General features: G+C 43.2%; 11 protein-coding genes. 8 read left to right on the plus strand and 3 right to left on the minus strand.

Annotated elements, in window-relative coordinates:
• Window positions 1–325 precede the first annotated feature (325 nt).
• The 5 genes from arsS to IPZ60_RS06660 all read left to right on the plus strand — a co-directional run bounded on the left by arsS (window position 326) and on the right by IPZ60_RS06660 (window position 5,040).
• Window positions 326–1,321 carry an arsenosugar biosynthesis radical SAM (seleno)protein ArsS gene (arsS, locus tag IPZ60_RS06640; protein WP_194197054.1) on the plus strand — a complete coding sequence of 332 codons (996 nt, stop codon included), beginning with the start codon at window positions 326–328 and terminating at the stop codon, window positions 1,319–1,321.
• Between the two features lie 128 nt (window positions 1,322–1,449).
• Window positions 1,450–2,271: a DUF547 domain-containing protein gene (locus IPZ60_RS06645; protein ID WP_194197055.1), complete on the plus strand. Its 822-nt coding sequence runs from the start codon at window positions 1,450–1,452 to the stop codon at window positions 2,269–2,271.
• Window positions 2,272–2,344: 73 nt separating this feature from the next.
• Window positions 2,345–3,061, plus strand: a complete 717-nt coding sequence (locus tag IPZ60_RS06650; RefSeq protein ID WP_320108724.1) for a TIGR04283 family arsenosugar biosynthesis glycosyltransferase — start codon at window positions 2,345–2,347, stop codon at window positions 3,059–3,061.
• 130 nt (window positions 3,062–3,191) lie between these two features.
• Window positions 3,192–3,866 (plus strand): TIGR04282 family arsenosugar biosynthesis glycosyltransferase, encoded by a 675-nt coding sequence (locus IPZ60_RS06655; RefSeq protein ID WP_110922469.1) that lies wholly within the window; start codon window positions 3,192–3,194, stop codon window positions 3,864–3,866.
• Window positions 3,867–3,996: 130 nt separating this feature from the next.
• On the plus strand, window positions 3,997–5,040 hold the full coding sequence (locus IPZ60_RS06660; protein ID WP_194197057.1) for a methyltransferase domain-containing protein: 1,044 nt from the start codon (window positions 3,997–3,999) through the stop codon (window positions 5,038–5,040).
• A gap of 192 nt (window positions 5,041–5,232) precedes the next feature.
• Here the strand turns inward: IPZ60_RS06660 and mtnP are convergent, their stop codons facing one another.
• Complete coding sequence (gene mtnP / locus IPZ60_RS06665) at window positions 5,233–6,126, minus strand: S-methyl-5'-thioadenosine phosphorylase (protein WP_194197058.1); 894 nt, start codon at window positions 6,124–6,126, stop codon at window positions 5,233–5,235.
• Window positions 6,127–6,629: 503 nt separating this feature from the next.
• Between mtnP and IPZ60_RS06670 the strand changes: the two genes are divergently transcribed.
• Genes IPZ60_RS06670 through IPZ60_RS06680 form a run of 3 tightly spaced genes read left to right on the plus strand, consistent with a single transcriptional unit; the run spans window position 6,630 to window position 10,207 of the window.
• On the plus strand, window positions 6,630–7,652 hold the full coding sequence (locus IPZ60_RS06670) for a TAXI family TRAP transporter solute-binding subunit (protein ID WP_194197059.1): 1,023 nt from the start codon (window positions 6,630–6,632) through the stop codon (window positions 7,650–7,652).
• Complete coding sequence (locus IPZ60_RS06675; protein ID WP_194197060.1) at window positions 7,630–8,193, plus strand: DUF1850 domain-containing protein; 564 nt, start codon at window positions 7,630–7,632, stop codon at window positions 8,191–8,193. Before IPZ60_RS06670 ends, IPZ60_RS06675 begins: the two co-directional genes overlap by 23 nt.
• Window positions 8,165–10,207, plus strand: a complete 2,043-nt coding sequence (locus IPZ60_RS06680) for a TRAP transporter permease (RefSeq protein WP_201590347.1) — start codon at window positions 8,165–8,167, stop codon at window positions 10,205–10,207. The genes IPZ60_RS06675 and IPZ60_RS06680 overlap by 29 nt, the downstream gene beginning before the upstream one ends.
• A gap of 254 nt (window positions 10,208–10,461) precedes the next feature.
• Here the strand turns inward: IPZ60_RS06680 and lipA are convergent, their stop codons facing one another.
• Complete coding sequence (lipA, locus tag IPZ60_RS06685; RefSeq protein ID WP_110922474.1) at window positions 10,462–11,505, minus strand: lipoyl synthase; 1,044 nt, start codon at window positions 11,503–11,505, stop codon at window positions 10,462–10,464.
• 148 nt (window positions 11,506–11,653) lie between these two features.
• A complete protein-coding gene (locus IPZ60_RS06690; RefSeq protein WP_194197061.1) occupies window positions 11,654–12,058 on the minus strand; it encodes a carboxymuconolactone decarboxylase family protein in 405 nt (134 codons plus the stop codon).
• Window positions 12,059–12,190: the final 132 nt, after the last annotated feature.

A 12,190-nucleotide genomic window follows, 5' to 3' on the forward strand; every position in this document is an offset into this window, starting at 1 on the left:
TACGCTCTTACTGTTAGCCTGCAACAGATTTGTTTTATTTATATGCTATTTTTAAATGAATTTTTAAAGCTATACCTATTTGGTAAATATCAAATACGCCCTAATGCTTATTTGGAATAAAAGATAAAATCCATATGATTAGTTATCAATGATTATTCATAATCAGGTATGATTGATTAGATAAATGTTAAAGTGGGCAAGTAAGATCTAAGCTGTTATTTTTTAAAATAGTCAGTAAAAGCAATGTGTTGCCATTATTTTCTAATGTTCATTTTTGCGTTGCCATCCTTTTTTAGTTGTACCGTCAACAGGATTTTATACCACCATGAAATCAACTATCGAGTTACTTGAGCATACTGAATTTCCAGTGATAAAACGCCAACAATTAACCATATTGCAGGTCAATATGGGGTACTTGTGCAATATGTCGTGCGTGCATTGCCATGTGGCCGCCAGTCCTTATCGAACTGAGATGATGTCACGAGAATTGGTTGAGCTGATACCTAAGGTGCTACAAGCGCAAAATATTGACACGCTTGATTTAACGGGCGGTGCGCCTGAGATGCATGAAGATTTTAAGTATTTAGTAAAAGCGGCTCGCGCACTCGGCGTCACAGTAATAGATCGCTGCAATTTGACTATTCTCATGGAAGAGGGTTATGAGGACATGGCGCAGTTTTTAGCAGACAATCAAGTAGAAGTAGTGGCCTCATTGCCATGCTATTCCCTAGAGAATGTAGACAAACAGCGTGGCAAAGGTGCATTTGACGACAGTATATTGGGATTGCAAAAGCTCAACAGCTTGGGCTATGGCAAGCCTGACTCAAGCCTGACACTGAATTTGGTTTTCAATCCACAAGGTGCGACACTGCCACCCAATCAGCAGCAGCTTGAAGCCGACTATAAGCGGGAGCTAAAAGAGCATTTTGATATCGAGTTTAATCAATTGTTTGCACTGACTAATATGCCGATCCAGCGTTTTGGTGCAGTGCTATTGTCCAAAGATCAATTTCACCCCTATATGACACTGCTCAAAGACAACTATGTCACTGCCAATTTAGCTGGGGTTATGTGCCGCTCAACCATTAGCGTCAATTGGCTGGGCGAACTATTTGACTGTGATTTTAATCAACAGTTAGAGATACCCGTACCCAATAAATCGCGTCGACATCTAAACGATCTGTTGACCCAAAACCCTTCTGGTGATGACATTGCTATTGCTGATCATTGTTATGGCTGCACCGCAGGACAGGGCAGTAGCTGTGGTGGCGCGTTAGAGGAAGAGGAGATAGGTCACCCAGCAGAAGAGACGATTATTTAATAATTTATCTCAAATTATCACACGTTGAAAATCAACAAAAATAAATAAACAGTTTTTGTCAGTAAATACTATTGAAGCAGACAAAAATTAAATAGCAAAACATCATCGATTCAAATGGAGCCAATCTTATGTCAGTATCTAACTTTTCAGTCAAAAACCTAGTGGTACAGCCCGTGATTGCGACAGCAATTCTATTATCCAGTGTCGCCGCTTATGCTGATTTTAACCATCAAAGCTGGGACAGTTTGCTTAACAAGCATGTCACCATGACCAATGGTGGCAAAGCCTCGGTCGTCAACTATGCTGGCATGAAAGCAGATAGTAGCAAGCTCACAAGCTATTTGAATGCCACGAGCAAGGTGTCTCAGTCTGAGTTTAATCGTTGGAACAAAAATGAGCAGTTGGCATTTTTAATCAATGTCTACAATGCGGGTACTGTCGATTTGGTATTGACTAAATATCCTAATATCAAATCTATCAAGGACATCGGTGGGACATTTGGCTCGCCATGGAAGCAAAAGTTTATTCCATTATTGGGTAAGACTCGTTCACTAGATGAGATCGAGCACACCTTGATCCGTGGCTCTAAGCGCTACAATGATCCGCGCATTCACTTCGCGGTTAACTGTGCCAGTATTGGCTGCCCTGCATTGCAAGATGATGCTTTCACTGGCAAAGGTTTGGACGGTCAATTAGAGCAAGCGACCTCGAAATTTTTGGCAGACAGTAGCCGAAATAGCCTAAAAGGTAATACGCTGAGTGTATCGCCAATCTTCAAATGGTACAAAGAAGACTTTGCGACCAATTGGCGTAGTACAAACGATTTAGAAGGGTTTTTGGGTCGTTACTCTTCATCATTGGGATTAAGCAAAGCCCAAACCGCTGATTTGAAGCAAGGCAAAATCAAAATCAGTTATACCGATTACAATTGGAACTTAAATAAAAAGTAAGTTTAGACTTTGGTCAGTACAGGTGCTGGTCTTTATTAAAGACAGGCTAAACTGATGATGACTCATCACAATGGTGCATTTATTGAACATCTCTATCATCATTCCTTTGCTCAATGAAGCGGACAATATGCCGCAACTCATTGTTCATATTAATGGTCTATATCCACCGCCGTCGCAAGTGATAGTGGTGGATGGTGGATCGACGGATGATTCGATTGGCATTGCTAGACGTTTATTAAATGATTTTTCAAGTGTTGAGCAGATTGCTACAGATTGGCAGTTTATCGAATCCGTAGCAGGACGTGCTCGGCAGATGAATACGGGCGCTCAGCAAGCAAAAGGGGATGCGTTGCTCTTTTTACACGCTGATACCCTGTTGCCAATGTATGCGATAGATAACATTCAACAGGCAATGACTCAGTATGTCTGGGGACGTTTCGATGTACGTCTAGACAGCCGTGATCCGTTATTAAAAATCGTCGCCATGATGATCAATAAGCGTTCACGCTTAGTGAGTATCGCCACGGGTGATCAAGCGATTTTTATCAAAAGGTCTTTGTTTGAGCGAATGAATGGCTATGCCGATCAGCCATTGATGGAAGATATTGAACTTTGCAAACGTCTAAAAAGTATTGCTAAGCCTGCTTGCCTAAAAAGTAAAGTGACGACCTCAGCGCGGCGTTGGCAGCAACATGGCACATGGCGCACTATTTTTTTGATGTGGCATTTACGATTCGATTATTGGCGCGGTGTATCCCCTGAAGTATTAAGGCAGCGCTACTATCGTTGAATTCAAATGACTTTGATATAAGGAAGCCGAGTGCAAGCTATACATTTGCACTGGGTTGTCTTGACGCTCGTTTAAACCGAATCAGCTATATAAATATTAATACCCCTTTAGATTAAGGATGCGCCCTAGCATGACTGAGCATTCAAGCCCTCACACAACCCTTACGATAACTGATGCACAAGCACAACACCCAGACACCTGTGTCATTTTGTTTGCCAAATATCCAGCACGTGATATGGCAAAGACTCGCTTGCAGCCAGCTCTAGGCGTAGAGGGTGCTGCCCGTATGGCAAGGCAGCTGTTGTTGCATAGTATCGAACAAGCGGTCGCTACGGATTTTACCGTTGAGTTATGTGTCAGTCCAGCAGCGACAGACACTTGCTGGCAAACCCTCAACTTACCTGACTTACTGCAGTGGTCGACTCAAGCGGATGGCGACTTGGGCACGCGTTTAATCACAGCAAGTCAAGATGCACTGAAAAAACACCAAAAAATCGTATTGATAGGCTCTGACTGTCCTAGTCTGACGGCAGAGCGTATTCAGACAGCGGTACAGCAGCTTGATGACCATGATGCGGTTATGATTCCAGCGACTGATGGTGGCTATGTGCTACTCGGGTTTAGACAAGTTGATGACAGTCTGTTTTCAGATATCGTCTGGAGTACAGCTAGTGTGGCAACTGTGACTCGGCAGCGTGTGGCGGATTTGGGTTGGACATTGGCACTGTTAGCACCGTTACATGACATTGATGAGCCTGAGGACTTAGCACATCTGCCATCAGATTGGCTTAAATTTGCTCAATAGTTATGATCATACGAACAACTGGGCGACTGTCAGGATACGCTTGTTATAGATGTACTTATATCGTATCGCTTTCCTTTTATGATGTTTACTCAGATTTTAACCAGGTTTTACTCTCAATAAGGACATTGTTATGCATGACGTCGTGCAAGATTACTATGGTAAAGAGTTACAAAGTACCGATGATCTAAAAACCTCAGCGTGTTGTGATGTGAGCAATATGCCAGAATGGCTCAAGCCATTATTGGCCAATATCCACGATGAAGTATTGAGTCGCTATTATGGCTGCGGGCTAGTATGTCCTGCACTGCTCGAGGGTTGCCGAATTTTGGACTTGGGCAGTGGGTCAGGCCGAGATGTCTATGCATTGGCGCAATTGGTGGGCGAGAGTGGGCATGTGGTCGGCGTCGATATGACCGATGAGCAGTTAGCCGTTGCCAAACAGCATCAGCAGTATCATATCGACAAGTTTGGTTATGACAATGTGACTTTTTTACATGGCTATATCGAAAAGCTAAATGAGCTCAATCTTGCAGATGGTAGCTTCGACATTATTGTCTCAAACTGCGTGATTAATCTCTCACCAGACAAAGCAGCCGTTATGGCCAGTGTCCAGCGTTTGCTTAAGCCTGGCGGCGAATTTTATTTTTCTGATGTGTATGCTGACCGCCGTATTCCGCAACATCTGATCAATGATCCAGTTTTGTATGGCGAATGCTTGAGCGGCGCATTGTACTGGAAAGATTTTACCCGTTTGTCACGAGACGCAGGGTTTTTAGACGTACGTTTGGTTGAGGATCGTCCGCTTGAGATTACTGATCCTGCCTTGGCTGCCAAAATTGGCGATATCCAGTTTTTCTCTGCCACTTATCGTTTGTTTAAGATTGCAGCGCTCGAAGACGCTTGCGAAGATCATGGTCAAGCGGTTATATACAAAGGCTCTATTGCACAGTCACCGCATCGTTTTGATCTTGATAAGCATCATGCTATTGAAGCGGGTCGCGTATTTCCAGTGTGTGGCAATACATTTAGGATGCTAAAAGAGTCTCGCTTTGCGCCGCATTTTGAGTTTATCGGTGATGACAGTCGTCACTATGGTATTTTTGCAGGCTGCGGTGAGCTGATGCCATTTAACCATTCTGTGATACCAACCTCTGGGTTAGGCAGTTGTTGTTAAAACTAGAGGTAGGTAATTGGTTTGCGTTCCAGATATAGAGATTGACATTAGTAAAGGCCATTAATTTACTTAATGGCCTTTTTTATGAGTCATTCGTTGTTGATGTTTGTATATTGGCAGACGCTATAAAAATAGTGTTTTACTGTTTAATCGATTGATTTTCGGTTAAATACTCATTTATCGACATGTCTATTAATATTTAGGAAGCAGTGCTGCCAATCGAGTTTTGGTTGCATTATCCATCATATCTACTGATGTCACCAGTGCCTGAGCAAGCGCATTATGTGCAATTGAGTCAGGCGATTCAGCGGCAATCAAAGCGACCGCTTCCTTAATCACTTTTTGAGCATTATCTGCATTTTTCATGAGATTTTTTATCGCATAGTCTGCACTGACGGTTTCTTCAGTCGGATGCCAACAATCAAAATCTGTCACCAGTGCCAAGGTCGCATAAGCAATACTGGCTTCACGTGCCAATTTGGCTTCTGGCATATTGGTCATACCGATGATATCCGCCTGCATCTGACGATACCACTGAGACTCTGCACGAGTGGAGAACTGTGGCCCTTCAATACAGACATAGGTTGCTTTTGAGTGACTGGTGCCTTCTGCAATATCTGCATTGTCATAGGCACGAGTCAAGAGTTCTGCTAGGGCAGGGCAAAGCGGATCGGCCATTGATACATGAGCGACTGCGCCCGCGCCAAAAAACGTACTCACTCGCTGCTTGGTCATATCAATCATTTGATCTGGAATGACCATATCTAGTGGCTTAAGCGATTCTTGTAGAGAACCTACTGCTGATACGGACACGATGTAGCGCACCCCAAGCGTTTTTAACGCATAAATATTGGCACGATAAGGCACTTCAGACGGCGTCAGTCTATGACCTTGACCATGCCGTGTTAAAAAAGCAACGGTCACACCTGCCAACTCACCAAGGATAATATCATCAGAGGGGCTGCCAAAGGGCGTGTCAATAGTGATATGACGCTTGTTAATTAGTGCATCCATTTGATACAACCCGCTGCCCCCAATGATGGCGATATCCGCAGATAGTGGTGCTTGTTCTATAGAGGTTGTCATAAGTGTTATCCAATTTTAGTTGTCAAAGACAACCTTGCTAATATAGAAGAACCTTCTTGTTATTGGAGCTTATTAATATTGAAAATATAGCAGAAATTGAGTGGTAATAGAAAGCAATCAAAAATAAGTACTGGGTCAAATTTTATGTGTTACCTATAACGAGATATTGTCACAATTAAAGTAGAAGCTGCCTCAAATAGGCAGTATGTGTCATCTATATCTGGTTTTGATAAAGGTTTGTAATACCCTCAAACCTTGCTTAGATAGTTGATGATTGGAACTCAGTTTTACATAGAGAAACTATGTATATATTCAGATTTGATGATAAAACGCTAGCATGCCTTCAAACAGCTTCAAATATAAGGTATTGAAAGCAAAAGAGAAAACAGTCTGTGGTTTATTTATTGTAAAAATTGCTATATTATTACAAGTCTGTAACGCATTAATAAGCATAAGTTAATGCGACTCTATGTATTAAATTGATTATTTCAAGGATGAATTCCATGCTCAACTCTTTCAAGTCTCCATTGTTATTATCAGCGATGCTAAGCGCTACGTTAGGCCTAGCAGCATGCTCAGAAAGTAGTGATACTACAGCCACCGATAGTACCGCAACAGATAGTGCTGCGACTGATACTGCTGATAATAAGCTAGATACCAAGTTCCTTACCATCGCTACTGGCGGTGCGTCAGGCCCTTACAACATCATTGGTACGTCATTGTCTGAAGTTTATGTCAAAACCTTCGGTGTAAACTCAAAGACACAAACCACGGGCGCTTCAGTTGAGAACGTCAATCTATTGACCCAAGGCAAAGTCGACATGGTATTGGCACTCAGTGACGTGGTCACCGATGCAATCGAAGGTAAAAACAACTTTGAGAAGCCAATCACTAACATTCAACAGATTGCTGTTTTATACCCTAATGTCGTGCAAATCGTCACGTCAAAAAAATCTGGCATCAAAACTATTGAAGATTTAAGAGGCAAGCGTATCGCTGTCGGCGATCAAGGCTCTGGCACAGAGGTCAATGCTCGCACGTTATTGGAAGGGTTTGGTATCACGTATGACGATGTCACCGTTGATTATCTAGGCTTTGCAGAAGCAGCTGATGGCATGAAAGCAGGTAAAATTGAAGCGGCCTTCTTCAGTAGTGGTCTTCCAAACTCATCTTTGATGGAGTTAGAGCAGGGCTTAGACTTACAGATTGTCAGCATCGACCAAGACAAGCTAAAAGAAATCATCGCAAGCAAGCCTTATTTCAAAACCTTTGAGATTCCTGCTGGCACGTATGGTAACGAAGCCGCTATCCCAACGGCAGCAATTATGAATGCGCTATTGGTTAGTTCTGATCTATCTGAAGCTGATGGTTATAAGTTAACCAAAACGTTATTTGATAATTTAGAGGGTCTAAAAACCGCTCACCAAGCAGCCAATGACATCAGCCTAGCAACCGCTCGTGAAGGTATGGTCGCTCCAATCCATCCTGGTGCTAAAAAATACTATGACGAACAAGCAGCCAAGTAATTCATTAGGGCTAACAGCTGGCGCAGCATTTATTGCCGCGCTGGTTTTTTTTACGTTATGGATGGGGGTTATTCTCCAGCCTGTTGTTGAAGTGCGTGTCGCAGAAGTAGAGGGCGCTGATGATACGGTTTGTTATTTCGTTGAGCCTGACTTTCAACTGCGATGGATACATTCTGTAGAAAAACAATGGTGGGAGGAGCAGTATCAACGCATAGACGGCAGTAGTACAGAAGCCGCTGAGCTGCTACTGACCACAACCTATTTTGAAGCTTTCGGTGCAGGTACTCCTTCCACCGAAATGCTTGCTCCTGTACAAAAACCTGGCTATCTGGGTTACCAAATCAATGAGAGTTTACCTAATCTCAATTGGGTGGTATCCAGACTGACCAAAGGTGAGATTGATTATGGCGACCATCGTGTTTTAATTCACCAGTTGGTGCCAGATTATTCTGAAGTAACGATCATGCCGAAAATGTATGGTTTCATTGATAGATTTAACAAGGACCTTTGTCATGACATCCCAAGTGACGGATCACGGTAGCGTAACTACCAAGCCAGACGCTCATGTTGATACCGACGCTGAAGCTGCGGCAATCAACAAAGCAGTATTGGAAAAATATGACCGAGAGTCAATCACGCGTCATATTACCCAAGGACCAGTGAAGTATTTGATCGCTGGAATTTGTATACTTTATTCGCTATTTCACCTTTATATCACCTTTAATCCAATGCCAGCATTGCTACAACGCTCTGTGCATGTAGGTGTTGGTTTTGCATTAATATTCTTGATTTTCCCTGCTAGCAAAAAAAGTAGCCGAAAAAGTGTGGCATGGTATGACTGGATTTGGTTTGCGCTGTCGTTATCTGGCATGGGCTATCTAATCTATGAATATCAAGATATTGTGACCTCGCGTGGCGGCATGGCAAATCAGGTCGATGTGATATTTTCTCTGATTACCGTGGTCTGCGTGCTAGAAGGCAGTCGCCGTATCACTGGTTGGATTTTACCGATCTTAGCAGGGATATTTTTGGCGTATCCATTTGTCAGTCATTTGGACTTTATGCCTGATAGATTATTGACTCGTCCTTATGACATGGGTGATATATTTGGTCAATTATTTTTAAAAACTGAAGGCTTATACTCTGTTGCGATTGGCGCGTCGGTAACGTTCATTTTCCTATTCATTCTCTTTGGCGCGTTCTTAGCACGCTCGGGAATGGGACAGCTGTTTAATGATTTGGCATTGGCCATCGCTGGTCACAAAAAAGGCGGCCCTGCAAAAGTAGCGGTCATCTCTAGTGGCTTTATGGGCAGTATCAACGGCTCTGCGTTATCAAACGTGGTCAGTACAGGTGCCTTCACCATTCCGTTGATGAAAAAGGTCGGCTATCACAAAGATTTTGCCGGTGCAGTTGAGGCAAGTGCCTCAGTTGGCGGGCAGATATTACCGCCAATTATGGGTGCGAGTGCATTCATTATGGCGGAGACAACAGGCTTACCTTATAGCACGATTGCGTTGGCCGCATTATTGCCCGCGATTTTGTATTATCTGGGTGTGATTGCACAGGTGCATTTCCGTGCTGGACGCCGTGATCTAAAAGGCATTGCTAAAGAAAACTTGCCAGCGGTAAAAGAAGTATTAAAAGCCCGTGGTCATATGCTACTACCGATTGTATTTTTGGTTTTCTTATTAATCAAAAATGTTCCTGTTGGCTATGCAGCGGCTTATACCATTGGGTTCACCGTCGTAATCAGTATGTTACGTGCTGAGACTCGCATGGGGTTGTCTGATATCTTAGGCGCACTAGAAGATGGTGCTCGCCAGTCGCTAGCGGTAATGGCAGCGTGTGCGGTCGTCGGTATTATCATCGGGGTCGTGAGTTTGACTAGCTTTGGTACGGTGATGACCTCATCTATTGTCACATTAGGCGCAGGGTCATTATTCTTTACGCTCATTTTAACCATGCTAGCATCGATGGTTTTAGGTATGGGATTACCGTCTATTCCTGCCTATATCATTACGGCGACAATGGCGGCTCCAGCATTAGCTGGCTTTGATATTCCAATTTTATCAGCGCATATGTTTGTATTCTATTTTGGTATCTTTGCCAATATTACACCGCCTGTGTGTCTGGCAGCCTTTGCTGGTGCTGGTATATCCGGCGGTGATCCGATGAAGACAGGTTTCTTGTCATTGAAACTTGCACTGGCTGGATTCATCGTGCCGTTTATGTTTATTTATAACCCAACGATGCTAATGATCGATCCAACAGGTTTGGCAGTCACGGCGAAAGATTTCCCACTGCCTCCTATTGTGGATATTATCACCGTGGTAGTAACGTCAATCACTGGTGTGATCGCCTTAAGCGCTGCGCTTGAAGGATATTTCAGAGGCGGAATGAATACGCTTACCCGTGTCATCTTGGTGGTTGGCGCATTGTTATTGATTTACCCTGAGATCATCACTGGTGTTGCAGGCGCCGTCATCGTTCTTGGTATTGCTGTGTTTAATATTAAGACGAGTGAAGCACCGACACCGACGTTAAGTGTCTAGTATCAACCCCAAAAAGTTGATTAGTTGTGTCAAACTCGTTTAGTCTACAATACGTAGTACTTGCACTTGTTTTCCTTACTACTCAAATTTTTGTGAATGATATGAATGTCTAAGTTTTAGGCATTCATATCTATTACATCGATATATTTAATCAAGTCACAAAAAAAGGGTGAATAACAAATTTGTTATTCACCCTTTTTGTATGCTTAATAGCTTTTCTTAGCGAATGCTTTCACATTCGCTGTATGTTCAGATTAGCAGCCAAGCTTGCCTTCTGCCGCCAATGCCTTTTTGCTACGGATTGGTGCAGGGCAGTCTTCACCATAATATTGACGATCTGCAAAGTAGCTTGAGCGTACCATTGGGCCTGCCCAGATATTAAAGAAGCCGATTTTTTTGCCATAGTCCATATAACGTTGGAACTCATCTGGATGGACATAACGATCAACAGGCGCATGGTTTTTACTAGGTTGTAGATACTGACCAACCGTAATCATATCCACATTATGTGCCTTTAGATCATCAAGTAGCGCATAAATCTCTTCTTCGGTCTCACCAAGGCCGACCATAAAGCCGCATTTGGTCGCGATATCAGGACGGCGCTCTTTATATAGTTTGAGCAAGTCGAGTGAATGCTGATAATCAGAACCCGGACGGAACGCTTTATATAGGCGCGGTACCGTTTCAATATTATGGTTAAAGACGTCTGGCGGCGTTTCCGTTAGCAAATCCAACGCAATATCCATACGACCACGGAAATCAGGTACCAATATTTCAATTAAGCAGTTCGGGCTAAGCGCACGTGATTCGTTGAGTACTTCAACGAAATGCATGGCACCACCATCTTTTAGATCATCACGATCCACAGAAGTAATGACTGCATACTTGAGTTTTAGACCTTCAATCGTCTCAGCAGTATGGCGTGGTTCATCAGCATCTAGCTTGTTTGGACGACCATGGCCGACATCACAGAACGGGCAGCGACGCGTACAGATATCACCCATGATCATAAAGGTCGCCGTACCGTCAGCGAAGCACTGTGGCAGGTTAGGGCAGGCCGCTTCTTCACAGACGGTATAAAGCTTTTGCTCACGCAACGTGGCTTTGATACGGGCTACTTCAGCAGGCGATGACATCTTGACCCGAATCCAATCTGGCTTTTTCTTTGCCTCGACGGTCGGGATCACTTTAATTGGGATACGGGCAACTTTATCGTAGCCACGCAGCTTTTCGCCTTGAATGGCTTTTTTGGGTTTGGCCTTAGCAGCAGGTACATAGGTTTGTACGGCAGTTGTCATAATAAAATTATCTCTTAACCCTTTATCTTATAAGGGTTTATGGAATTATTAGAATGTGTTGTGAGTGAGGACATTATAACAGAAATTCAAGGGGTAGCTTTTAATCAATCTTGTTAAGATTACTACGACTTGTCTCTTTACCATAGTTTTAAATATCTATGTCAATATCTAACTCATTCAGGATTTCTATGGCAGCACGAAACGCTTCTTGGGTAGCGGGTGCGCCGCAGTAGGGTAAGCTGTGCATGAGCACTTCTCGAATCTCAGCGACACTAGCACCATTATTGATAGCGCCTCGAATATGTCCTTTTAGCTCATTGGGGCTTTTTTGGGCAATTAAAAAAGCGATAGTGATTAATGAGCGATATTTGCGCGGCAGTACTGAGTCATCTTGCCACGTACTACCCCACGCATGCTCAATGATCCAATCCTGTAATGGCTGAGTGAACCTAGTTGCGCTATCAAGTGAGCGTTTGACATGTTGTTCACCCATTACCTCGGTGCGAACTTTTAGACCGTTGTCATAATTGGCATTGTTTTTTTTATCATTCATTTTATTATCCTCACTGGCGGTTTATATGTGCTAGCTATGTATGCTAATGATATATGTATGCTAATGATATGTGCTACTTTATTAAGCTGCTGTGCTAGAGTGCATTAAATGACTAAAGCGCATTTGAAAAAA

Origin of the sequence: Psychrobacter sp. NG25 (assembly GCF_015234355.1) — a bacterium.
Classification (GTDB): Bacteria; Pseudomonadota; Gammaproteobacteria; order Pseudomonadales; family Moraxellaceae; genus Psychrobacter.

Bases quoted from the DNA above. Each gene is read 5' to 3' on its own strand.
- arsS (WP_194197054.1), top strand. From the start codon at position 326: ATGAAATCAACTATCGAGTTACTTGAGCATACTGAATTTCCAGTGATA.
- IPZ60_RS06645 (WP_194197055.1), top strand. From the start codon at position 1,450: ATGTCAGTATCTAACTTTTCAGTCAAAAACCTAGTGGTACAGCCCGTG.
- IPZ60_RS06655 (WP_110922469.1), top strand. From the start codon at position 3,192: ATGACTGAGCATTCAAGCCCTCACACAACCCTTACGATAACTGATGCA.
- IPZ60_RS06660 (WP_194197057.1), top strand. From the start codon at position 3,997: ATGCATGACGTCGTGCAAGATTACTATGGTAAAGAGTTACAAAGTACC.
- mtnP (WP_194197058.1), bottom strand. From the start codon at position 6,126: ATGACAACCTCTATAGAACAAGCACCACTATCTGCGGATATCGCCATC.
- IPZ60_RS06670 (WP_194197059.1), top strand. From the start codon at position 6,630: ATGCTCAACTCTTTCAAGTCTCCATTGTTATTATCAGCGATGCTAAGC.
- IPZ60_RS06675 (WP_194197060.1), top strand. From the start codon at position 7,630: ATGACGAACAAGCAGCCAAGTAATTCATTAGGGCTAACAGCTGGCGCA.
- IPZ60_RS06680 (WP_201590347.1), top strand. From the start codon at position 8,165: ATGACATCCCAAGTGACGGATCACGGTAGCGTAACTACCAAGCCAGAC.
- lipA (WP_110922474.1), bottom strand. From the start codon at position 11,505: ATGACAACTGCCGTACAAACCTATGTACCTGCTGCTAAGGCCAAACCC.
- IPZ60_RS06690 (WP_194197061.1), bottom strand. From the start codon at position 12,058: ATGAATGATAAAAAAAACAATGCCAATTATGACAACGGTCTAAAAGTT.